General features: G+C 37.3%; 23 protein-coding genes and 1 other annotated feature (1 of these 24 only partly in view). Of the genes, 4 read left to right on the forward strand and 19 right to left on the reverse strand.

The annotated features are described in order from the left end of the window. Nucleotides 1-44, reverse strand: a binding site (T-box leader); it reaches 169 nt to the left of the window's first position. 42 nt (nt 45-86) lie between these two features. The 3 genes from EDX97_RS05630 to EDX97_RS05640 are packed head-to-tail and all read right to left on the reverse strand — an operon-like array spanning nt 87 to nt 2208. Further along, nucleotides 87-1442, reverse strand: a complete 1356-nt coding sequence (locus tag EDX97_RS05630; RefSeq protein ID WP_128520207.1) for a PFL family protein — start codon at nt 1440-1442, stop codon at nt 87-89. Between the two features lie 10 nt (nt 1443-1452). After that, complete coding sequence (locus EDX97_RS05635; RefSeq protein WP_128520208.1) at nt 1453-1722, reverse strand: ACT domain-containing protein; 270 nt, start codon at nt 1720-1722, stop codon at nt 1453-1455. Nucleotides 1723-1731: 9 nt separating this feature from the next. Next, on the reverse strand, nt 1732-2208 hold the full coding sequence (locus tag EDX97_RS05640; RefSeq protein ID WP_128520209.1) for a hypothetical protein: 477 nt from the start codon (nt 2206-2208) through the stop codon (nt 1732-1734). 83 nt (nt 2209-2291) lie between these two features. Here EDX97_RS05640 and EDX97_RS05645 point away from each other — a divergent pair, with 83 nt between their 5' ends. Beyond that, nucleotides 2292-2726, forward strand: a complete 435-nt coding sequence (locus tag EDX97_RS05645; protein WP_183164281.1) for a MarR family winged helix-turn-helix transcriptional regulator — start codon at nt 2292-2294, stop codon at nt 2724-2726. A gap of 4 nt (nt 2727-2730) precedes the next feature. Beyond that, on the forward strand, nt 2731-4059 hold the full coding sequence (locus EDX97_RS05650; RefSeq protein ID WP_128520211.1) for an MATE family efflux transporter: 1329 nt from the start codon (nt 2731-2733) through the stop codon (nt 4057-4059). 52 nt (nt 4060-4111) lie between these two features. Here EDX97_RS05650 and EDX97_RS05655 read toward each other — a convergent pair whose 3' ends face one another. From EDX97_RS05655 to EDX97_RS05710, 14 genes are all read right to left on the reverse strand, one after another. Next, nucleotides 4112-5056: a site-specific integrase gene (locus tag EDX97_RS05655; RefSeq protein ID WP_128520212.1), complete on the reverse strand. Its 945-nt coding sequence runs from the start codon at nt 5054-5056 to the stop codon at nt 4112-4114. Nucleotides 5057-5092: 36 nt separating this feature from the next. After that, complete coding sequence (locus EDX97_RS05660) at nt 5093-8248, reverse strand: type I restriction endonuclease subunit R, EcoR124 family (protein ID WP_128520630.1); 3156 nt, start codon at nt 8246-8248, stop codon at nt 5093-5095. Beyond that, complete coding sequence (locus EDX97_RS05665) at nt 8245-8778, reverse strand: restriction endonuclease subunit S (protein WP_221175893.1); 534 nt, start codon at nt 8776-8778, stop codon at nt 8245-8247. The genes EDX97_RS05660 and EDX97_RS05665 overlap by 4 nt, the downstream gene beginning before the upstream one ends. Before the next feature lie 16 nt (nt 8779-8794). Then, nucleotides 8795-9322, reverse strand: a complete 528-nt coding sequence (locus tag EDX97_RS05670) for a restriction endonuclease subunit S (protein WP_128520214.1) — start codon at nt 9320-9322, stop codon at nt 8795-8797. A 124-nt stretch (nt 9323-9446) separates the two neighbouring features. Continuing rightward, complete coding sequence (locus EDX97_RS05675; RefSeq protein WP_128520215.1) at nt 9447-10634, reverse strand: restriction endonuclease subunit S; 1188 nt, start codon at nt 10632-10634, stop codon at nt 9447-9449. Further along, nucleotides 10634-13213 (reverse strand): type I restriction-modification system subunit M, encoded by a 2580-nt coding sequence (locus tag EDX97_RS05680; RefSeq protein ID WP_128520216.1) that lies wholly within the window; start codon nt 13211-13213, stop codon nt 10634-10636. The genes EDX97_RS05675 and EDX97_RS05680 overlap by 1 nt, the downstream gene beginning before the upstream one ends. Nucleotides 13214-13322: 109 nt before the next feature. Further along, complete coding sequence (locus tag EDX97_RS05685; RefSeq protein WP_128520217.1) at nt 13323-14186, reverse strand: MerR family transcriptional regulator; 864 nt, start codon at nt 14184-14186, stop codon at nt 13323-13325. Between the two features lie 84 nt (nt 14187-14270). Then, a complete protein-coding gene (locus EDX97_RS05690; RefSeq protein ID WP_221175894.1) occupies nt 14271-14927 on the reverse strand; it encodes a helix-turn-helix domain-containing protein in 657 nt (218 codons plus the stop codon). A gap of 250 nt (nt 14928-15177) precedes the next feature. Continuing rightward, nucleotides 15178-15954 (reverse strand): HD domain-containing protein, encoded by a 777-nt coding sequence (locus EDX97_RS05695; protein WP_128520218.1) that lies wholly within the window; start codon nt 15952-15954, stop codon nt 15178-15180. 65 nt (nt 15955-16019) lie between these two features. Further along, on the reverse strand, nt 16020-16646 hold the full coding sequence (locus EDX97_RS12040) for a type II toxin-antitoxin system death-on-curing family toxin (RefSeq protein ID WP_245978008.1): 627 nt from the start codon (nt 16644-16646) through the stop codon (nt 16020-16022). Between the two features lie 31 nt (nt 16647-16677). Next, a complete protein-coding gene (gene rhuM, locus EDX97_RS12220) occupies nt 16678-16782 on the reverse strand; it encodes a RhuM family protein (protein WP_330025129.1) in 105 nt (34 codons plus the stop codon). A 66-nt stretch (nt 16783-16848) separates the two neighbouring features. Continuing rightward, nucleotides 16849-16992 carry a virulence RhuM family protein gene (locus EDX97_RS12045; RefSeq protein WP_245978009.1) on the reverse strand — a complete coding sequence of 48 codons (144 nt, stop codon included), beginning with the start codon at nt 16990-16992 and terminating at the stop codon, nt 16849-16851. A gap of 105 nt (nt 16993-17097) precedes the next feature. Beyond that, complete coding sequence (locus tag EDX97_RS05705) at nt 17098-17412, reverse strand: HIRAN domain-containing protein (protein ID WP_128520219.1); 315 nt, start codon at nt 17410-17412, stop codon at nt 17098-17100. 74 nt (nt 17413-17486) lie between these two features. Next, entirely contained in the window at nt 17487-18323 is an 837-nt protein-coding gene (locus EDX97_RS05710; RefSeq protein WP_128520220.1) for a class I SAM-dependent methyltransferase, read from the reverse strand. 164 nt (nt 18324-18487) lie between these two features. On the opposite strand from EDX97_RS05710, the gene EDX97_RS05715 reads away from it, so the two are divergent. Then, nucleotides 18488-19831 (forward strand): MATE family efflux transporter, encoded by a 1344-nt coding sequence (locus EDX97_RS05715; RefSeq protein ID WP_128520221.1) that lies wholly within the window; start codon nt 18488-18490, stop codon nt 19829-19831. Between the two features lie 31 nt (nt 19832-19862). Next, nucleotides 19863-22340 carry an excinuclease ABC subunit UvrA gene (locus EDX97_RS05720; RefSeq protein WP_128520222.1) on the forward strand — a complete coding sequence of 826 codons (2478 nt, stop codon included), beginning with the start codon at nt 19863-19865 and terminating at the stop codon, nt 22338-22340. A gap of 29 nt (nt 22341-22369) precedes the next feature. Here EDX97_RS05720 and EDX97_RS05725 read toward each other — a convergent pair whose 3' ends face one another. Together EDX97_RS05725 and EDX97_RS05730 are read right to left on the reverse strand one after the other, a co-directional pair. Beyond that, nucleotides 22370-22828 carry a GNAT family N-acetyltransferase gene (locus EDX97_RS05725; RefSeq protein ID WP_128520223.1) on the reverse strand — a complete coding sequence of 153 codons (459 nt, stop codon included), beginning with the start codon at nt 22826-22828 and terminating at the stop codon, nt 22370-22372. Next, entirely contained in the window at nt 22828-24960 is a 2133-nt protein-coding gene (locus tag EDX97_RS05730) for an amino acid adenylation domain-containing protein (RefSeq protein ID WP_221175895.1), read from the reverse strand. The genes EDX97_RS05725 and EDX97_RS05730 overlap by 1 nt, the downstream gene beginning before the upstream one ends. Nucleotides 24961-25061: the final 101 nt, after the last annotated feature.

The raw sequence follows: 25061 nt of genomic DNA on the forward strand, positions 1-25061 counted from the left end.
CTATGAAGTGTTTGATTTGTACTACTTCTCTTCTTTGTTTATAAAATTATTATACACATGCTCAAACAATTTGCAAGAAATTTTCATTAGTTTTTCAATGCTTGCAAAGGTGCAGGGATACGTCCACCACGATCGATCATCACGTCATTTTCAGTCTGATTGACAGGCATGACAGGTCCAGCTCCTAACAAGCCGCCAAAGTTCAATTCATCCCCTACATCTTTACCAATCGCTGGAATGACACGAACGGCCGTGGTTTTGGTGTTGACCATACCAATGGCTGCTTCATCGGCAATAATACCGGAAATAACGGAAGCCGAGGTATCCCCTGGAATGATGATCATATCCAAGCCAACACTACATACCGCTGTCATAGCTTCTAATTTTTCCAATTTCAATACACCGGCACGTGCAGCATCGATCATACCCGCATCTTCACTGACAGGAATAAAGGCACCAGATAAACCACCAACATGACCTGTTGCCATGACACCACCTTTTTTCACGGCATCATTCAACATGGCTAATGCTGCTGTGGTTCCATATCCACCACAAGTGGAAACACCAATTTCTTCCAAAATATGCGCTACACTATCACCAACGGCAGGTGTTGGTGCTAAGGACAAATCCACAATGCCGAATGGCACACCTAAAGCTTTGGAGGCTACTGTACCGACCAATTGTCCCATACGGGTAATCTTAAAGGCGGTTCGTTTAATCAAATTCGCAATTTCATCCATTGGCAAGTTCTTATCAGCTTTGGCTAAAGCGGCTCGCACGACACCTGGACCGGATACGCCGACATGAATCTCACAATCGGGTTCACCAACGCCATGGAAAGCCCCTGCCATAAATGGATTATCTTCGACCGCATTACAGAAAACAACCAGTTTGGCAGCGCCTAAACAATTGTCATCTTTGGTCCATTCGGAACATTGTTTAACGATTTCACCCATTTTTTTGACGGCATCCATATTGATACCGGCTTTGGTCGATCCAATATTGACACTGGAACACACATGTTCGGTTTTCGCCAAGGCTTCTGGAATGGAATTGATCAAGGCTTCATCACCGGCAGCATAGCCTTTTTGAACCAAGGCTGAATAGCCACCAATAAAATCAACATCAAGTTTTTGTGCACATTTTTCCAGAGTCAGTGCATATTCGACGGGATTTCCACCAGATACACCAACCAACATCGAAATCGGTGTGACACTGATTCGTTTATTCACGATTGGAATACCATAGGTCTTTTCAATTTTATTGGCTGTAGAAACCAGATCTTTAGCCAAACGGCAGATTTTTTCTTCCACTTTTTGACAAGATACATGAATATCTGGATCCATGCAGTCAATCAATGAAATACCCATCGTGATTGTTCGAATATCTAATGTTTCTTCATCGATCATCTTGATCGTTTGTAGAATTTCATTATTATGCATACAACGCCCCCTAAATTCGATGCATCGAATTAAAAATATCTTGATGCATGACACGAATCACTAAATTGTTTGCTTTTCCTTTTGCTGCCATGTGATCGACAAAATCGGTAAATTCACCTTTCATATCATCAATCGAAATACCCATGGTCATCGTAAACATACCATTGACAATGGTTTGTGAAACATCTTCAATATTCACATTGTAGGCAGCACATTCGGTAGCGACCATCGCTAAGATACCAACTTTATCTTTGCCAATAACACTAATAATTGCGTTCATAGTTCCCTCCTAAAATTTGATTGATTCCACCGCAAATTTATTTAATTCATACGGTTGATAGGCACTTTGAATGCCTATCACGTTGATGTCATATTCATCTGGCATAAATTGTACTTGTTCTTGTTTGCGTAAACAAGCAAGAATTTTTTCACTTTGTTCCGGACTCAATGTTTTTCGTTTGGACCAACAAATATAATTCTTTTTATCCAGTAAGAATAATTCAATATCCAATGTTTCTTGTTTTAATAGTTCCTCTTTCCAATCGCATTCTTGAATGTTGAAATAAAAATCACTGGAATCGATATCGCCACCTTCTAAGACAAAGATGGCAATATCTTGGGTATAACAGAAATGTAAATCTAGTGGTTTCTTTAACATGGCTAATTCTTCTTCTGCCCAGGATTCATCTTTGATTACCAACATAAAGTGGTCTTCGACAAAATCCATGATGGCACCCATGTCTACATCATATGGAAATTTTTTCATATTCTTATTGTAGCATAGAAAAGATCGATATATTTATTGGATTCAAATTGACATAAGTCCGATATCGGACTATGGTAGTACATATGCGAACGATTCAACGTATTAATCAAATCAATGATGAAATCAATTGTTTATATCATGCAGCAAGTACCAAGATGGGCTTGGCGGATAGTGAAATGATGATTCTATATCTTCTTCATGATCATGAAAAGCTCAGTCAAAGTGATATCATTCAGCGTACAGGCATGACCAAACAAACGGTCAACTCAGCCATTCGGCGGATGGAAAAAGGCGGTTGGATCCATTTAGGCAAGCGTACCCAACATCGACGAATCATTTCCCTCACCTTGCTAGGCAAACAAGTCTTGCAACAAGTACTTGGTCCTTTCATCCAAGCGGAAGAAAAAATATTTGATGATTGGTCTCAAGAAGAAATCAATCTTTTTTTAAAGCTTAATTGTCGATATCGTGATCAATTACGTCATATTGTCGATCATCTATCATCAGAAAGGAGATAAAATCATGACCATTCAATTATCGGATCATTTCACCTATCGTAAACTCATTCGTTTTACTTTGCCCTCCATTACAATGATGATCTTTACTTCCATCTATGGAATGGTAGATGGTTTTTTTGTTTCCAACTATGTGGGTTCGATTCCTTTTGCTTCTTTGAACCTTGTCATGCCTTTTATCATGATCTTATCCGCTGTTGGCTTCATGTTCGGAACAGGTGGTACTGCCTTAGTATCGATGACCTTAGGGATGGAAAATAAAAAAAAGGCCAATGAGATCTTTTCTCTATTGGTCTATGTGTTGTTTGGATGTGGCGTTTGTTTGGCGTTGTTTGGCGCCTTAGCTGCACCCCAAGTTTCCACCTTGTTAGGCGCAACGAAACAAATGATGCCCTATGCTATTCTTTATATACGTATATCGATGATTAGTTTACCTTTTTTTATGCTTCAAAATCTGTTTCAAAGTTTTTTAGTCACGGCCGAACGTCCAAAACTGGGATTAAAGATCACGATTTTAGCGGGTTGTACCAATATGTTCTTAGATTGGCTCTTTGTCGGTCATTTGGGATGGGGATTGGCCGGTGCCGCTTCAGCTACAGTTATTAGTGAAATCACTGGTGGATCCATTCCCTTGTGCTTTTTCTTTCTTCCCAACTCCACCACGTTACGATTGGGCAAGACCCATATGGATACACAGGCCATCCTTAAAGCCAGTACCAATGGAGCATCCGAATTTCTATCGAATGCTGCCACTTCCTTGGTGGGAATGTTGTATAATCTGCAACTGTTACGCTATGCCGGTACCAATGGGGTAGCTGCCTATGGTGTCATCATGTATGTCAACTTTATCTTTGCGAGCATTTTCTTTGGTTATACCATGGGTGTATCGCCAATCGTTGGCTATCACTATGGTGCCCAACATACCGATGAATTGAAAGGCTTATTACGTAAATCTACGATCATGATCCTGATCACATCGTTGGTCTTGACGATTTTTTCAGAAGTTGGTGCCACCTTTTTGGTGCAAATCTTTGTGGGTTATGATGCTGCTCTTATGGCATTGACCGTTCATGGCTTTCATTTGTATTCCCTATCTTATCTAACCATGGGCTACAACACTTTTGGATCCGGTTTCTTCACAGCTTTAAACAATGGACGTATATCCGCTTTTTTATCGATCATGCGAACCTTGATCCTCCAATTGATTGCGATTTATGCATTGCCCTTGTTGCTAGGAGCCGATGGTCTTTGGCTGGTCACTACTCTGGCCAACACCATTTGTTTCTTTTTGACCATTTGGACATTAAGCATCAATCGAGAGGAGTATCAATACTAAGACGACGGAATCATAACTATTCCGTCGCCTAAGCTCTTCACCAGATTTATAATTATGTCAAATTAGCTAATGAACGCATGACCAAGTCGATATCTTGATTCTCCAATTCCTGAATTACATGAAGATAGATTTTTTGGGTTGTTGTCATACTAGCATGTCCTAATCTTCTTGCTACACTGCCAATAGAAACACCAGCAAAAAGTAAAATGGATGCATGCGTATGACGTAAACCATGAATCGATATAACTGGAATCTTTAATTGCTTACAATATCGTGCCAAAATACCATTTACAGTAGAATTATAAATAGGTTCATAAGTATCATCTTTTCTATGAACAAAGATTGGTTCTTCTAATGGTAGATTTTTTGTCAATCCTGCAAATTGCATGACCGTTTGCCAATCAATTTGAATTTTTCGTACAGAAGATTTATTTTTAGTAGGCAAAAAGCCTCCTTCTCCTTTATAATTCCACGTTTTACTGATAGAAAGCGTTTGATGTGCAAAATCAAAATCTTTTGGCGTTAGCGCCAATGCTTCTGAAAATCGCATACCGGTCTTTGCAACGAGCAATATAAAATAATCCCAATTCACTTCATTTCCGAGATGCAAATTGGAAAGAAGATTGTGTAATTCAAACTGGTTCAGATACTTCTTTTTCTTATGTTTGGGAGTTTTCCCTTTTATAATAATTTTTCGAGTTGGATCATGTGGAATCAATCCCTCATCAACAGCATCAAGAATAGCCCCTTTTAACTGATGATGAAAATCCATTGTTGTTTGTCTCTCGTGATTTTTCGCATAGTCATTGATTAGCTGTTGATAGGCCACCCTTGTCATTTCTTGTAAAGAAACATCAGGAATCAGTTTTTCTACCCATGCCTGTGCCATTTTATACTTTGCTAACGTAACTTCTCTTACAGCTCCTTCTTTATAAATACGAATCCATTGCGAATAATAATCTATGAATCGATCTTCCGTTTTAAATTCGTACAACATAAATAACCTCCATTCCTTATTTCTGGTGAAGAGCGGTTATTTATCATCTGGATCCTGTATTTCTTTTCCACCTGATAAAATGAAATCAGTCAAAAATTCATTGACCCGATTATTTACACGAAACATCGGCAACTTTTTACCTTCAATTTTTGTAAAGTAATCTTGTGCCTTTTCTTTAATAACGGTATTTTTTAAGGCGTCAAAACGTCCATATTCATTAATTGTATCTTTTGTAACATTAGCATCCAATAATTTATAAACAAGATTTTCAGACACTCCAAAATACGTATGCAGTTGATGCACTTCTTCTTTTTTTGCATTGCTCTTATACATTAAAATGTATTCTTGAAATGGAACTCCGTTTTGTAAGATCACATCTCCGGTTTGCACATCATGTAAAAATAAGTTGGCATATTTTTGATCCTCTTGAGACAAAAACGCAAAAGATTTATGTAACTCTTCAAGTGTTTCTTCTAATTGTTCAGATGTCACACCTGGTTGATTTAATTGTTTTTTCCATTTTTCAAATCTTGAGTTCATATATTCATTATCAATAGTGCCTGTATTCAACTCTGTCAAATACGGATCGATTGTGAATGGAACATCTTCATTTTTTGATGAATTTGGTTTATTTCGTAATTCTTTATATCGCTGTAAAAGAATTTCATATTGATCTTTTGTCGGTAGTACCTCAATGGTTTCTGTGCCATCTTGCGCATCTATATATTCTCGTTTATCCCAACAAAATCCTTGAATTTCTGCAGCCTGGTAGAAAGTTGAAAATTCACGAAATAATTTCGCAAATTTAGCTTTTTCAATGGTTTGATCTGGTAAACGATCTAAACTTGGAATAGCAGCATTCTGAAATATTGAAATCATATCTCTAAATCTTTCGTTCATATGTTCGATATTTTCTGGTAAATGATCCGCAAACAAAGAAACAGGTCGATCTCCAGAATATAGTTTTACTGCATTATCAATATTTTGTTTCATTGTGTGGGGCATCCGATAATAACGTATGGATCCAAATGGCTTTTCATTGATATTAAATAAGCGATTTGTTCTCGAAAAAGCTTGAATCAGATTTTGATAAACAAGTACTTTATCCATGTACAGGGTATTAATCCACTTTGAATCAAAACCTGTAAGCATTTGATTGACAACGATCAACAAATCCAATTGTTGTTCCGGTTTCAAACGCTCATAAGGTTTTTTGTGCGCTAATCGAGCGGAAACGTCCTTTTTAAATTTAGCATATCCGCCAATATCAAAATTTTGATCATATAAATTGTTGTAGTCTTCCAACATTTCTTTCAAGCCATCTTCTTTTTCCAACGACTTATTTCCACCTTTATTATCAATGCTTGGATCAAATAAGCCTGTGACCTTCAACTTGGGCATAGTATGTCGAAACTTCTTATAATACTGTATAGCTTCCGGAATACTACTTGTCGCGAATATCGCATGAAATTTATTATTTCGACTTTTTGTTAACCAATTCTCGGATATATCATCTACGATGGCCTGTTGATATGCGTCCGTTTGATATTGCTCTTTCGAACAATACTCTTCAATTCCTTTTTGATACGTTCCATCCTCTAGGGATTGTCCTACCATAGGAACTTCTTTCTCCGACATAAAATGATAATACTTCTTGCTCTTTGTCGGATCAATTAATGCCTCTTCTACAGAGGATGCTTTGGCTTCATGCAAAGCAACCATTTGGCGTATATCCTTATCTTTGTATACCATCACCATGGTTGGATCAAACCCTAAAACATTACCATCACGAATACCATCAACAATACTATATCGATGTAACTCATCACCAAATACATCAGCTGTTGTACTCAATGCTTTTTCATTCTCATGGAAAACAGGTGTACCTGTAAATCCAAAAAACAAGGCATTTGGAAATGTCTTTTTAATGCTACTTAGCATTTCTCCAAACGTGGATCGATGACACTCGTCGATAATAAAGACCAATCGCTTCGATTGCATATCTTCTAAATCTTTTGATCGCATCTTACTCTCTGCATCTTCTTTGATATTGCTCATCTTTTGGATAGAAGAAACAATTAATGTGTCTTTCGGATTCTTACTCTTTAATTTTCCAATTAATGCGATTGTATCTTCAGTAGCTTGTACATCGTCAACATTATCGGCAAAAGCACGATATTCTTTTAAAGATTGGGTCCCCAATTCAATACGATCCATTAAAAAAACAACTTTATCTGCATCTTTTGAATTAGCTATTAATTGTGCTGATTTGAATGACGTCATCGTTTTTCCAGAACCAGTCGTATGCCATACATAACCTCCCAACTGATTTCCTGCGGACCAATCATTTTTTGCGACACGATCCGATATCTTATTCGCCGCGTAATATTGATAACTTCGCATCACTTTTAAAATGCCATCCGAATCATCCGCAACCGTATAAAACCCAATTAATTGGTGCGCCATAGGAATTGAAAGTATTGTAGAAGCCACCTGTCTCCAATCATTGATTGGTTCATTATTAAAATCAGCCCAATGAAAATAAAAATCGGAATTAAATTTTCCATCTGGTCCTGGATTCGCGAAATACAATGTTTCTTCTGGATTCATAGCAATAAATACCTGCACTAATGAAAACAGTCCAGTAAATACGCCTTCATGTGCATATTTTTCAATTTGATGACAAGCTTCTGAAACAGGAATATTTGATTTCTTCAATTCGATATGAAATACCGGCATTCCATTGATCAGTAACATCAAATCACCCCGTCGATCTTGTAGTACTTTATCATGCCGTGGAAATAATGGCTGCTCTACAATTTGATAACGGCTTTGTCCAGCCGCAATCTCCATCCGATCATATATTTTTAGACTCACTTCTTTTCCATAATGAAGGGTATCTTTTGGATTTTTTCGTGTAATTGCAACCGTTTTTCCATTAATAAAACCATTCAATTCTAGTGGAGTACGAAGTGTAGTAATCTGCTCCAATAATTGGTCCATCTCTTCTTGTACAAGCGGTTGTTCATTCAGACGATCAATATCTCGATTATTTTCAAATAAAATATTCGCCCAATTTTGAATTAAATCTTGCTCAGTTGGATGATGTAATACTTTCTGTTCCCATCCATTATGCTGTAACGCAGTAATAAGCGCTTTCTCAAAATCTGCTTCTTTATCAAATCCAATCATATAATTCTCCATAATATTATTCTTTTTTGTACTTTTATCGCACGCTGATGAAGGGTGATAAGGCTGTCTAGGGTTCTGAAATAATAGCCAATCGTATCTTGTTCCTCTTCTTCAGATGGAACCATTATTAATTGCTCATCTAAATCATTTTTATTAAGGTTTCCAATTGCTCCATTTCCGCCAGCAACAAAAAAATTGATAAATTTCTGATACCATGAAGAGCTCATTAACGCATTTGCAAAGTAGGGATTTCGAGCAGACCCTGCCAGCATAAAACCTCCATGCACTGCTGTATTATCAGGTATTCCATCGATAATTGCGTGCTTACCGACTAAACGTGAAGAACCGTTAGCGGATGTAATAAGGATATCCCCATTACAAACCGTTGGAATATTGACAGCGGTTGCTCCAACAAATACATCGTCATCATTAATAGAAAACCGATCTTCATCAATATTCGATGACCTCAAAACACGGACTCCATTATCTCGAATATCATTTGGTGAATAAGTTAGTCCGCGCCGTGTCACTACCAACTCAGAGAACTTACGCTGTTCCCAAGTAATAAATTAAACATTTTAATATCAGTTTATAATCACGCTGATGAAGGGTGATAAGGTAGTCAAGGCGTGTCATGCATCGTCCGATGGCAATTTGTTCCGGCAAGCTCGGCATCACAAGTTCTATGCTCATCATAACTTCCGCATTCAGTTTTGACCGGCCACCGCCAACAAGAAGTGCTTCAATATCTGCCTGGCTGATTGAATAAGCAAGGAACTTATTATCAGCCATTTCTGGCTTTGATTGCAGCACATGGGCATGATTATTGACCCAAATGCGACCATTAACACACTTTACGGGATAGTTTTTCAAATCATTTGCACCGTCCTCTGCGACGAGAACAAATTCCCCTTCATGCGTAAAACCATCAACGTAGTCTTGAATACCATTAGCTCCATAGTATGGTGTCACTCCCGGAATGCGAAGATTTGCAGCCACAGGTATTCGCAAATTATCATATCGATTCGCTATATCAGAAACCTTACGCTGTTCCCAGGAAAAATAACTAATGATTAAGTCAAATCAAGAAATATTTTCTAAATTTATCAATAAATCACTTCTACTTGGGTAAAGTAGTAGTTTTTTCTCCTTTTTATAAATTATTGACATCCAATAATTAAATATGTACCCGGATAATCTATACAAACATCTTTTCTAACATAGATTTTTTTAATTTCGCTAATTTATCGACTTCACGCTGATGAAGGGTGATAAGGTGGTCGAGTTCAGAGAAATACTGACCAATTTTCCTCTCTTCCTCTATTTCTGCTGGTACCATAAACTCAGTATTTGATAAAAGATTCCAATCCGCACGAGGCATTTTTGACCCCGATGACTGGTTTGCAATGTCGTCAAATTTTTCTGTTTGAATCAGTCGAAAAAGGAAACTCTTATCAACATTAACAGGCTTCAAAACCCACCAATCACCTACTGCAACACCCCTAAAATCGGGGCTTAACCAGTTGTGTAGATAGGGCCGGAGCTTTCCATATAGAACTTGACTTCCGTCAAAAATGATACCTGTTTTTTGAGTTTCTTTGAGCCTGACATCCTTATTTAAAATGCCAAACTCTGATACAACGTCTTCATATTCTACGCTCGGAAAATCTGTCGATGATTTCCTAGCAGCGGACTCTCTCTGCGCTGTTTCAGAGAACTTACGCTGTTCCCAGGAATCAGTAAAACAAGAAAATCTTATTTCTGGATATTTTTCTCCATTTTTTGGAAACATTTTTTCTAGCATTGATTTTTTAAAGCAAAGTAACTTTTCACACTCACGCTGATGAAGGGTGATAAGGTCATCCAATTTATCCAGGTAAGCTCCAATTTTATGTTGTTCGGTAAGATTTGGCAGTGCAATAGTTCCCATACAAAGCTTATCGTAATAGAAGTACAGGCGAACACCACCCTCCTGTAATTGAATAATCAATTTTTGAAAATTAGCAGATTTGAACCAATGCCAAAGGAAACGATCATCTACCTCTTTTGTAGTTTTGAAAACCTCGTAAAGTGAACTTACTATCACGTTTTTCGAAGTATTCTGATAGCCAATGGAACCAACATTAATTCTTGCTGGATTATAAGCAAATGACTGCGGAGAAACGATGTAATACATTCGTTTATCGGCATCACGCATTGTTCCACCATTCTCAAATTTGTCATTCTGAGGAACAAATCCATTTTCATTTGTAATTGAAAAACTCTCATAAGGAAAGTTATCACGGTTCTTTTCACCTGACGGAAATGTGATATCAGAGAACTTACGCTGTTCCCAGGAATCATTGAATCCTTTAAAGCGAATTCTTGGTTTTTTGGTATCTTTCATTAGAAATCACCTCTTAAGAGCTTACGAAATTCATTGATTCCTGCCATATCTTCTTCTGATCCTTGTAGTTCAGACATCATTTGCGATAGCTGCTTTTCTGTTTCACGTATTTCTTTTTCAATGTCTTCAAATGTATCATTGTATTTTTTTTGTAATGATTCAATTGCTTTTTGTAACGTATCAATTTGTCGATTTGGTAATGCTTCAATTCCTTCAATAATTGGTTGGATCCACTTAGCTTGCAAAAGTGATATTAATTGGTCATCGGATAAATTTTCTATCGTTTCTTTTGTTTTTAAATGTAAAGCATTTGTATCATTTTTTATTTCTTTTTTTAATTGTTTTTCTTTTATATTCAATGCATTAACTTGTTGAAGTTGTTGAATCAAGTTATTGTATTCACTGTCGTCTTCTTTTTTAAGCATTTTTATAGTGGATTGCACATTCTTTAAAACAAAGGCATCATTTTCTTCTGTTAATGCATTAGAGATTACTTCTTTATCATCTTCAGAAAAGCTTTCAAGAATTCCATCATATACAGATGGTATTTCATTTAATTCTTGTTGTTTCTGTTGTATTTGATTTAAATCTTCCTTTAACAATTCTTCTTGGACTAGTGCAAATGGTAATATATGGCCTTTCCATCCTTCTTGTACTTCATGATCTTTGTTGTTTTTCTTTTTAATGACCATGTTTGGATCCACTTGTCGAATGGCTTTGATCCCTTCAGTCTGAATGGATTCCAAATCTCCAGATATCGAAGTAAATGTAGTATAGAAAATTTCATACGCTTCATATTTATCAATCAATGGAACGGAATCTAGTTTTTCAAATAGGTTTTGTGTAATTTCATCTTCGGTTTTTACTATTGACAATGTTTGTGCTTGATCAATCAGTTTTTCAGATAATTCTTTGGGAAAGTCTTTAAAAATAGTGTTGTATTCTTTCAAATATTTTTGAACATCTGTATTTGAAAAGATAGTTGATTTCAAATCGTCTACTTTTATATGAGAACATTTACCATCTGTTGTAAAAAGATCTTGCTTTAAACTAGGAAATACATTCCAATAAGAAGACAATGCATTGAGTTCTTCTTCAGGAATACCGCCAAACATTGATGCATAAACATCCCAACTTTCCGTTGGCTCCGATGAGTCCACATATCGTGGAATGTTTAGGTTATATTCATTTTTACGAATCTCTTCTTTACTAACTCTTCTAGCATATTTTGGTACATCTACACGTTTAATGACTGTATCAACAATTTTACGAATGTCACAAGCACGTAATTTATTGTTTTTACCTTCTTTGATAAATCCCTTGGATGCATCAATAATCAAAGTATCTGTATTTTCGCGTTTTTGGCGCAGAACCATAATAATTGTAGGAATTCCTGTGCCATAAAAAATATTAGCAGGTAATCCAATGATGGCATCTATATGATTCTTTTCAATTAAATTTCTTCGAATTCTTTCTTCTTCACCACCACGGAACAATACACCATGAGGTAAAACAATGGTCATGATACCATCTGGCCTTAAGTGATAAAGATCATGCAAAAGGAATGCATAATCTGCTTTCGATTTAGGTGCAACTCCATAATTAGAATATCGTGGATCATTTTCTTTACCTTCTGGATCCCACCTTTGACTATAAGGAGGATTACTAACAACCGCATCTGCATAGATTGGATCGTACGTTCCAATTGGATCACTTTCATCAAAATAAGGCCAATCATCTGCTAGCGTATCGCCATTTCGAGTCACAATATTATCTGGGAGAATTCCTCGCATGACCAAATTCATTCGTGTCAAGTTATATGTGTTGGATTTTAACTCTTGTGCATAATAACGAATACGGTTTGGATCATCCATATACTTTGCGATGGAATGTCCAATATTGATCAACAAACTACCTGAACCGGACGTAGGATCATAAATCTTGATTTCTGAATGTCCCTTTAAATGCTCTGCAATGATTTCAGACATTAAGACAGATACTTCATGTGGCGTATAAAACTCACCTGCTTTTTTACCCGCATTTGTCGCAAACTTGTCAATCAAATACTCATAGATATAGCCAAGTACATCATAGTCTTGTTTCCCATCCATCGGTATTTCATCAATTAGTTGAATTAAATCACTGACTGCTTTTGTTTGTGTTTTAACATTTTCTCCTAGTTTACTTAATCCTGTTTCCAATGTATTAAAAATCTTTTCAAATACACGTTTATGAGACGGTGAAATCAAACGGTTGAAAGAAGATAATGCTGTTCGAACATTATCCACACTAAAATCAGATTTCATATTGATCCATGTCGAAAATAGATCTTTATAAGCGATAAAATATCCCAAGCTCTGTTGGATATTTTGAACCGATTCCTCATCTTCCTCATTTACATAATTTTTAATATCATCATCTGTATAGTCATTCGCATGTAACCATCTAACTTCTTTATCTGAAAGATATTTATAAAAAATGAATCCCAAAATATAATCCTTGTATTCATTGGCTTCTATTTTTGAACGCATTCGATTGGCCGATTCCCAAATTTTTGATGCCAGTTGTTGTTTATTCATTCCTCAAACTCCTCATATCTTATAAAAAAATACACTTATACGCCTATTATAAACAATAATCGATATATTTTGTGACATATATTTCATGAAACCATGTTAGAAAAAACACCTACTTTTTCAAGTAGATGTCTTGTGTACAATGGATATATTGTTCATTGGCTTTCAACAATTTCTTGTAATAGGAATCATAGCTCCTACTGAACTTTCTTATGAGCGGGATCGCGATTTCATAATACTTATTTTGTTCCATATATTCTTGTAGTTGATCTTGAATGGATTTCATTGGACTCTTTTGATACTCTTCACTGTTTTTATAGGATTCATATTGTGAAACACATTCTTTATTTGCTTGGAGCCATGTTTCCACATTTTCAATGGCCTCCTGTTTGGTTTGATGGATGGCTTTCAAAGCCTTCCTATCAAAACAGGAACTGATCTGCTCAATATAAACCTTTTCTTCTTGGCTTAACACAAAAGATGGGAGGTTATCCAGATATTCGATAAATTGTTGAAAGGCTTCTTTTCCCTCTTCATCTAAAGGCTCATCAAAAAAAGGTTGGTAGGATGCAAACAACAAATCGCCAAAATATCCAGGAAAAGCTCTTTTCAATCGGACATAAATCGATTCTTCGGCTTCCAATCTATTTATTTTTTCATTGATCCTATTTTGGCTTTCACCATGCAGCATCAATACTAGGATCTCCTTTCTTTTTTCTTCCCTATCCAATTGATGCTCTTTTTCTCTAAGCAAAGAAGTTAACGATTCATTATTGGATAGATATTGTTTCATATCGGATATGGATATGCCTAATTTTCGAAAGATTGAAATTTGGCTAAGAATGGCAACATCCTTTTCACTATAGTCTCGATAGCCATTTTCTAATTTTGTAGGATGAATCAAACCTTTTTCTTCATAATATGTGATAGCTTTGCGAGTTAATCCGATTTTCTTTTGCACTTCATTTCGAAACATGATCAATCACTTCCTCTAATGCAAAGATAGCATTGTCCCCAATGGGCAGGTCAAGATCTAAAATTTCTTATTCATTTTTGTATTTCAATCTTTTCGTTTCTGGTTCCTGGATTGGTTTGAATAGCTGTAAAAAAATAAGGTCTTATATTTCCATTGATTGGGTTTTCGTGAATCATAACTGGTTTCATAACGAAATCTTGGTACTTGGTTAAATTGTGTAACAGCCACATAATCCGAAAGCGTAAAAAGAATAAATAACAGAAACATACATCCTACCACTGTTTGTACTCGCCATCTTTTGTTCACCAAAATACACAAGCCAAACAAAACAATGAAACTGCCCAAGATTGCATAAATACTGCTCCAACTGCTTTCACTTGGAAAAATGATCAATGCCGATAAAATAATGAAAATCCCAAAGATTAAAATAAGAAATCCACCCATTTTTCGTCTTTCTGCTTTTATCTCATTGTGGCTATATGCCGCCATTACATGTGCCATTTCATTCGATTCTTGGTTTCTCATTTTTTCCTTTCTTTCACCCGAAATAAGTTCTGGTATACTTATTGCATAAAAATCAGAAAGCATAACAAGCATATTGATATCTGGTAAGCTCGTACCGGTTTCCCATCGAGATATGGTTCGATTGGAAACATGAAGTTCTTCCGCCAAATCTTCCTGGGGCAGATGTTTTTCTTTTCGTAGTGCTTTGAGAAAAGCCCCCATCTTTATTTGATCCATATTCGTTTCTCCTTGATGTCATCCTAATCATACCTTCTCTTCCCCTCTTTTTACACGACAGAAAACAAGAATCATGACTAGACACCATTGTCTAATATGTATAACACGCATATTACAAATATAATCAAAAGGCGCAGGCATTCTATTTTGAACGAACATCTGCACCTTTTATTTATTTTCAATCTATTTCACTTACTCTTTGAAATGCTTATTTTTCTGGAAGAATATACAAAACTGTCACATCTACTATTTAATTATCTATTATATCTTTCATATACTGTGCAACATGATCCTGAACCTGGCTCAAAGCTTGCTTTGTATCTGGATTTTCACTTGGGAAATCCAACAATTGTTCTAAATATCCTTGTTGTTTCATGATACGGATACTTTCTGGATAAACCAATCCATACACAAAACAAATATGAGCTACATAATGATCCATATGTGTTTGTGCATGGGAAAGATCCACCAATCGATGGGACAATGCATCCTGTATGATCGCATTAGAAATATCTTCTTGTTTTAATTCTTCTAATGATACATCATAAATATCTTCCAGTGGGGTTTCCAGGTTCACTTTCAAAATATCGATTTTATCGGCATCCCTTAAGATTTGGGCAAACAATAATTCTCGGTTTGTTAAGTCTTTTGGTAAGGCATACACATTGTGATAAAAGACGGCTTTTTTAATCAATGGATCTTCGCTTGGATCCAATATGTATTCACGAATCTTATTTTGTGAAAATAAGTATCGACAACTTAATAAGGCATGGTTTTCTGATAAAGAATCGTAAAAAGTACCATATTGTTGCACTTGCACAAATCGCCCAAGATCATGAAAGATTCCTAATAGCCAAGCAAGATCAATATCTTCTTGATTCAAGTGTAGGCTATGAGCAATTCGTTCACACAAACTAGCAACACGATAGGTATGATCGATCTTCAATTTAATCTTGATGTCATTTTCATCAAATATGGATACATCTTTTAAAAAAGTTTCATTCACATGTTTTCTATCTATTTGCATACCTCCATTATATATTTAATTATTGAAGATTACTTAGATATTTTATCTTTCCAACCATCTGTTTTTTACATGTCTACCTGCATTTGCTCTTCATTTAGGAAATTCATCACCAGTTTGACCATTGTTTCTTTTTCTTCTGGTCGCGATTGGACAATCATCAATGTGATTGCAACCAATGCACTATCCGAGATCATTTGTTTACCATCAACAATCAGATGCTTGTTTTTGTTCAGAAACTCTAAAAAAATCGATGCACCAATTCGTTTACAACCATCTACAAATGGATGATCTTTAATCAAGAAATACAGTAAATTCGCCACTTTTTCTTCTATACTTGGATACAATTCGGTTCCAAATACATTTTGATAAACCGCTGCCAAGATACCATTGAGTTTACCCACTTCTTTTTCCACTCCAAATATATCGGAGAAATCTCCATATTTCATGGAATCAATCAAATGACGACATTCTACATATGTTATACGATAAATCGTAGTGGCCCCCTTTGGCTTAGGAATGGTCCCATGATCATAATCATCTAATAACGTGAGTGCATGAGAATAAGCTTCTATCACACTGAATACTTCTTTTTCTTCTATATTCAAAGTAGATGCTAACATTCTTGATTGGATCAAAATGGTTTTATTCAAGACATCTAATCGCTTTTGATTTAACGCATACCCTTTGATCATATAGTCTTTTAAGACCGATGTTGTCCAACGTCTAAATAATGTTGCTTTTTTTAGAATTCACGCGATAACCAACTGCAATAATCGCATCTAAATTATAAAAGTCTACTTTACGTGTTATTTTACGATTACCTTCTATTTGAACTTATTCCATTTTGGAACAAGTTGCTTCCTTAAATAATTCTTCTTCATTGTATATATTTTTTTAATGTCTCGTAATCGCTTGAGATTTAACATCAAATAACTCAGCCATTTGTTTTTGCGTCAACCATACAGTTTCATTATTTGGAGAAACTGTCACATCAATTTGTAGATCCCCATTCACGAATTGAATGATTTCATTATTCATTTTGCCCCCTATCTGCATGTTTCATTGATTTTCCATGACATACGTATGATCAAACCAATTCCTAAACTTGTCCATCCGCTTCTTTGACTCCATGGGATACCTGTATTATCTGTATTTCTTTTTGGCAATATTATCGATTGAACACAAGATTCCATTGTCCAATACATAAACGACTGTACCAATCGCCTTGTTTCCTATCTTGTCATATAGACGGCCTGCACTCATGCTTTCTCCTAAGACCGTGTATGGACTATTAGCCACATAACCCACTTTTCCAAGACCTTTTACATTGACTTGGATGGCTTCACGATCATATTGATTTTCTTTGTCTTTGATCAATTGAACGCGCATACCTGGTTCAAAAAATTTACTTCCATAATAGTATTTCGTTCCCGTGATAGTAAAAAATGTTTTTTTCATAGCATGTGCCTCCATTTCTAGGTCTTTTCTTTCTACTACCACTCTAACAAATACCATGTCCTATTTTTTGGACTTTATATAATTTTCTTAAAAGTATTCGCATCATCAAATTCAATATGGACCATAAATAGCTTTTTACGCTTGGAACGAATATAAAGCTTGGTAAACCAATGATAATGAATATCAGAAATGGGATAGCCTTCTAAATAGCTCTTTTGCGATACATGAACGATACGATTCGACCAAGTGGGTAATTCTTTTTCAGCATCATTCAAATAAAAAGTGATCTTAGTATCATTCTTCGTTTGATTGACTTGACCATTGCCATTTTTCACTTCTTTATGACTAATGGTATCAAACACAAAAGTTGCACCTGGAAATTGATGGGCCATCTCTTTGATCAATGTTTGTACTTCTTGCTTGGAAAAATAATGAAGCACACCGGCTGCGATAAAGATGGCTCCTTTTTGCGCATCAAATGGAATTTGATCCATCCAAGCAGGATTTGTTAGATCACACGCTATATTTTGTTCCTTCTTTCCACAAGGAATGTAGGTATATCGACATGCGATCACATCGGGTAGATCCAAATTAATCCATGGATTCTGTTCATTTTTCATTTGTCGGCGTAAACAAGAAAGTCCTGCTCCCATTTCCACAATAGTTGCGTTGGGATGGGTTTGAAGATACCATTCAATCTCTTTGGAAAAGTCATATTGACGCATGGCACCGGCTAAGCAAGCACATTCCATATGATAAAAAATAGTAGGTGGTTTGGTTTCTCCCATTTCTTGTAAGATACGGATGGCATCATGATCTGGTAAAATTTGGGGAAGCTTTTTAACCGCTAAAGCACGGCACCAAAGCGGAATACAAAGGGTTCTTTCAACACTGTCTTTTTTTAGTTCCATATGTTATCCTCATCTATATTGACATCTTTTTTTTAATGTTGCTAGAATCTAGTTGCTCATCGGAGGGCGTTATAAGACACAATTGTGCATCTTTATCGCTGGACAAGATGACAGGTTGAAATACCTGTATCTTGTTCAGCTTTTTTTATTTTAAGGAGGACATCATGGATACAACTGTAAAAAATTCTTTCACGACGGGTCCAATCGTGAAACCCTTATTGAAATTTATGTTACCCGTCATTCTTGACCTATTCTTACAAGCCATGTATGGAGCGGTCGATTTGTTGGTGGTTGGTCGCTTTGCCACAGCTGCCGATATTTCTGGGGTATCCACTGGATCCCAAGTTCTACAAACCATCACCAATGTCATTGTCAGTTTTGCCATGGGCATCACTGTCACCATTGGTCAACAATTAGGTGCGAAACAAACCGAAAAAGTCAATCAAACCATTGGTACCGGTATCGTTTTATTTGGCATTCTTGGTGTAATTTTAACAATCTGTATGTTCGTATTCGCATCTCCCATTGCTTCCTTATTGAATGTGCCCAAAGCAGCCTTTCATCAAACCGTTGGCTATTTACGCATTTGTGGTCTGGGCTCTTTGATCATCATTGCCTATAATCTTATCAGTAGTATCTTTCGTGGTCTAGGCGATTCCAAGACCCCATTATGGACCGTAATGATTGCTTGTGTTTGTAACATCATTGGCGATTTGATTTTAGTTGCCCTTTTACATTTGGGTGTCCAAAGCGCTGCTATCGCTACGGTGATTTCTCAATTGAGCAGTGTCCTGCTTTCCATCCAAATTATTCGTAAGATGAATCTTCCTTTTGAAATGCACTTACAAATTCATAAAGAATCTTTGCACCGCATCATCCGAGTAGGCTTTCCCATCGCCCGACAAGACTTCTTAGTGAGTCTTAGCTTCATTGCCATTTTAATGTTCGTGAACGCTTTAGGCGTAACGGCTTCTGCAGGCGTTGGTATTGCTGAAAAAGTTTGTGCCTTTATTATGTTGATTCCCAGTGCCTTCATGCAATCCATGTCGGCTTTTGTTGCTCAAAATGTAGGTGCCCATAAAATCGATCGCGCCAATAAAACGCTATACTCCGGCATTGTGCTTTCCCTTGTATTTGGTATATTGATGAGCTTTCTAACCTTTCATTTTCGCAGCAATATGGCCGGTATCTTTACAACCAATCCCATGGTCATAAAAGCCGGTGCCGACTACTTAGAAGCCTATGCCATTGATTGTTTGCTTACTTGCTTCTTGTTCTGTTTTGTTGGTTTCTATAACGGTGTTGGCCAAACCGTATTCGTTATGGTGCAAGGAATTATTGGTGCTTTCTGCGTTCGTATTCCCGTTCCGTATGTTATGAGTCATCAAAGACCAGTTTCCTTATTTCATATTGGTTTGGCAACCCCTTGTTCGACCATCATTCAAATCGTTCTTTGTTTGATTGTCTTTCATCATATGCAAACAAAGTTAAAAGAATCCCGTACTTGACGATACCCTTCTTTTTCACTACTCTTTGGGTATGCATAAACAACCAACTCATATTCAAGTACGTGGTGCCCGCGTCCATAACTTAAAAAATATCGATGTGGATATTCCCCTTCATCAAATCACGGCTATTGCTGGAGTATCTGGTTCGGGTAAATCTTCATTGGCCTTGGGCGTTCTCTATGCCGAAGGATCCAGACGTTATTTAGAAGCTTTATCCACCTATACACGAAGACGCCTGACGCAAGCCGAAAAAGCCGAAGTGGATGAAATTCGTTATATTCCTGCGGCTTTGGCCTTACATCAACGCCCCAGTGTACCTGGTGTACGAAGCACGTTTGGAACAGCTACTGAACTCTTAAATAGTTTACGTTTGATGTTCTCTCGTTTGGGTTCACATCGTTGTCCCAATGGTCATTATGTAAAGCCTACATTATCTGTAGCGGCCGAAAAAGAAATCGTCTGTCCTGTTTGTGGTGCCCATTTTCGTGGTCCATCTGCGGAAGATTTAGCTTTTAATAGTCATGGTGCTTGTCCTACCTGTCAAGGTACAGGATGGGTACAAACTGTTGATGAAAGTACTCTGGTTCCCAATGAAGATCTAACCATTGATGAAGGCGCTGTCCTTCCTTGGCAAACATTGATGTGGTCTTTGATGAAAGACATTGCTCGCGAAATGGGTGTACGAACCGATGTTCCTTTTAAAGATCTCACGCCCAAAGAAAAAGATATTGTTTTTCATGGACCCGCCGTAAAGAAAAATATCATTTATCAAAATAAAACCAGTGGTGCCGCTGGTGATATGGACTTCACCTATTTTAATGCCACCTACACGGTCGAAAACGCCTTATCCAAAGTAAAAGACGAAAAAGGGATGAAACGCGTCGAAAAGTTTTTGAAGACCGAGATTTGTCCCGATTGTCATGGTACACGTCTTTCGAAAACTGCACGTTCTTCTCTTTTACGTGGCATTTCCTTAGATCAAGCTTGTGAAATGACCCTCCATGAATTGGTCCAATGGGTACAAACTGTGCCAGATTCTTTGTCTGAAGAAATGAAACCCATGGCCCAAAGTATTTGTGATTCGTTTTTACATGTGGCCAAACGATTGTTGGATTTAGGATTGGGCTATCTTACGTTAGACCGAGCAGCTTCGACTCTTTCCACTGGAGAAAGACAACGCATGCAATTGGCACGGGCTGTCCGTAATCGTACGACCGGTGTCTTATATGTTTTGGATGAACCATCCATTGGACTACATCCAGCCAATATCGAAGGGCTATCCGGTGTGATGGATGATTTGATTGCGGATGGCAATTCCGTCATCTTGGTCGATCATGATACCCATATTTTAAAACATGCCGATTGGATGATTGAATTAGGTCTCCAAGCCGGTGCCAATGGCGGTACTCTTTTGACTCAAGGCACCATTTCAGATATTGAAAAAAATCCTTCTTCGATCATAGGTCCTTTCTTAGCGCAAGATGCCAAACGCATACGTCCTGTTATTTCCGATATATTTGCTTTGGGTTCGATCCATATGACAACAGGTCCTATTCATACGGTCAAACCATTGGATGTCCGATTCCCAAAAGGTCGCTTATCCGTGGTTACGGGTGTTTCTGGTTCCGGAAAAACCACAATGATCCTAGAAAGTCTGATTCCTGCTCTACAAGCACAGATAGATCATCAACCCTTACCCAATCCGGTTCTTACATTAGAGTGTGATGGCATCGAACAAGTGAAGCTGATTGATGCCACTCCGATTGGCATCAATGTCCGATCGACGGTGGCAACCTATGCCAATGTACACAATGAACTTCGAAAAGTCTTTTCGAAAACAGACGAAGCCAAAGATCAACAATTAAAGCCAGGTGCGTTTTCCTACAATACGGGTAAATTACGGTGTCCTACTTGTGATGGCACAGGAACCATTAGTTTAGATGTTCAATTTTTACCCGATGTCGAAATCACTTGTCCGGATTGTCATGGTACGCGCTATAACGAACAAGCCAATCATATTCATTGGACCAACACAAAAGGGAAATCGTATACGTTACCCGAAATCATGGCCATGAGTGTCGATCAAGCCTTAGATGCTTGTACGGGATTAAAGATAGTCGAAAAACGCCTACAAGTTTTACATGATCTTGGACTTGGCTATCTGACCTTGGCCGAACAAACGCCGGGCTTATCAGGTGGTGAAGCGCAACGCTTAAAACTAGCCAGTGAAATGCGACGTCCACAAACCAATTCACTCTTTGTGTTTGATGAACCAACCATTGGTTTACATCCACTCGATGTTCAAACGTTGCTTCAAGTCTTTCAAACCCTCATCGAACAAGGTGCCACCGTCATCGTCATTGAACATGATCTCGATGTGATCCATAATGCGGATTATATTGTGGATATGGGACCTGGTGGTGGTATCGATGGTGGTACCATTATCGCAACCGGTACGGTAGATGATATCAAAAACACCAAAAAGAGTATCACAGGAAAGTATCTGTAAAAAAAACGGCTGGATGTCCAGTCGTTTTCTTATAGCTTCATATAATCTTCCATATCATGGAAGCCCATCTTTTGATACAAAGGCTTGCCATCGACGGAAGCTTCCAAATAGATTTTTTGAACATGCATTTCTTTGGCTTGTTTGATTAACCAATCCACGATTCTTTGACCAATGCCCTGTTGACGATATGGTTTCCGCGTATAAATATTCATGATATAGCCACACAATCCATTGGGATTATCTGGAGAGGGCATTTCTTTTTGAATGCAGATACCACCACATCCTACGATATCATCCTGCCACTTGGCAAAACATGCGATGTGTTGATGAGTGGGCAACATTTCTTGATAATACTTGCGGTTTTCACTTGTTAATTCGGATAAATCGACATCTTTTGGTAGATGGAACACTTCATGAAGAACTTCCATGCGCCAATCCATTAATAAATCGAGATCCTGGATGGTGGCTGGTTGAATGAGGATATCCATTAGAATCTTCCTTCTTTCATGACGATCGGCAATTGATTGATATCTGGTTTGCCATTGGCATTTAAAGGAATTTCCTTCATTTTGACAAAGAATTCAGGAATCATAAAAGAAGTTAGGTTTTGAGCTAATTCCTTTTTCAGATCTGATACTTTGAGTTCGGGCTCACCAACGATATAAGCCGTCATATAGGAAAGGCCATGCTCATCGGTATTAGCTTGGACTACGGCTTGTTGGATATGTGCACATTTATACAAACAAGACTCCACTTCTTTGACTTCAACGCGTTTACCATAAATCATGATTTGCGAATCTTTGCGATGTAAAAAGGCAATGTTACCATCGGGTAAAATATACCCAAGATCCCCACTATGATACATTTTCGATCCATCTTCTAATGAAACAAACATTCGATTTTCTTCATCATGATTACCAATATAACCATTGGAAACGCCATTTCCATAAATACAAATTTCACCGGTTTCGCCTGGTTTCACTTCTTGGCCCTGTTTATCCAAAATTCGAATAGTTACACCTTTCACTGCATGACCAACCGGATAGGTACCATCCGATAATGAGTGTCCGGTGTTGCAGTGATAATACGAAGCACAAACCGTCGTTTCCGATGGACCATAGGTATTATAAACATCAGCTTGATCCAATAGATGATCCACATAGGAAGCTCGAAGGACATCGCCTCCACTAATCAATAAACGTAAGGAATGCGGAATTTCTTCCAGTCGATTCATATCCGCAAACAAATATGGAAAACCACTGATCATCGTAATGTCATATTTTTCTACAAACTGCATCAAAGATTGTATATTTGTTTTAACTTCTGGCGATGGAATCGCAATAGCTACCCCATTTAATAAGCTCGCAAATACTTCTTCCACAAAAATATCAAAGGAACAAACCGAATACTGCAACATGATATCCTGGTTGGTAGGATGAAATTCATTCGCAAAAGCTTGTACATAGTGACAAACATTTTGATTGGTCACACATACGCCTTTGGGTTTTCCTGTTGTTCCCGATGTATATAAAACATAGGCAGGTGAACTGGGTTGGGCCTGTGTATTCTGTGATTGTTTGTATTGATCATCAACGAAACAAGTTGGAAAACCATCCAACTTGGATGTGTATGCCTTTTCCGTTACGATAAAGTCCACATCCGCTTCTTCCATCATGTACTGAATGCGACCAGTTGGAAACGTAGGTTCAGCTGGTACATAGCAAGCTCCACATTTTAGGGTTGCCAACATGGTGGCAATCATTTCAGCTCGATGATCCATCACAATACCAACCGTTTGGACATCTTTAGGAAAGGTATTCGCAATTTGATCTGTTAATTCTAGTAATTGTTCAAATGTCAATTGTCGATGTTCTTCGATGATGGCGATCCGATCCTTATTTTCTTTCACAACTTGTGTGAATAAATCATATATTGTTTGATTCATTTTATCCTCCCAAGAAAGAAGCCAATGTATGCCTTTGATCGTTCTTTGTGCAGCTTCTTGATAATGATTTCCTGGATTTAATTCAAAGTGAGTTTCGATTCCCTTTTCTTGATAGTATCTGACGATCGTTTCTGTGTTTTCTTGTACGGTTTTCAATAACGGATGTTGCGTCTTCGCTTCTTTATCTCCCAATGAAAAATACAGACAATCTGGTTGTTTGACCATGTTGTGGTGTTGAATATATTCTACAAAATCCGGAAACCATAAAGAACCAGACATACTGCCTGCACGTTGAAATAAATCTGTATGATACAAAGCATAGATTGCAAACAGTCCAGCTAACGAATATCCTGTCAAGACTCGATAGGCTGGCTTTTCGGTAAGTTGGCCTTCTACTCTAGGCATAATTTCATCTGTGAGTGTTTGTAGCCATGCATCCGCTTTCCCATGACAAGGTGTATCTTCACTTGACAAAGGTGGACAATACCATGGTGTCATATCATCATCCCAATGCAGATGACTGATTACCACTAAGGTATGATCAGGACAGCTTGTTTTTAAAATATGATGGAATGCATTTCCATTATCCATAAAGCTATGTAAGTAAACGATGGGACTACCTTCTAAACCTGGATATACGCTGACTTTTCTTTCATTGATTTGAAATGTTTCCATTTGATTTTCCTCTATATATTGTGGTACATTAACACATTTATTTTTGAATCACAAGCGTACAATTTTTGTGTATTGACTAAAAAAAGCCCAATCCTTTTGGA

The sequence above is a fragment of the Absicoccus porci genome, from assembly GCF_003725415.1.
Taxonomy (GTDB): Bacteria; Bacillota_I; Bacilli_A; order Erysipelotrichales; family Erysipelotrichaceae; genus Absicoccus; species Absicoccus porci.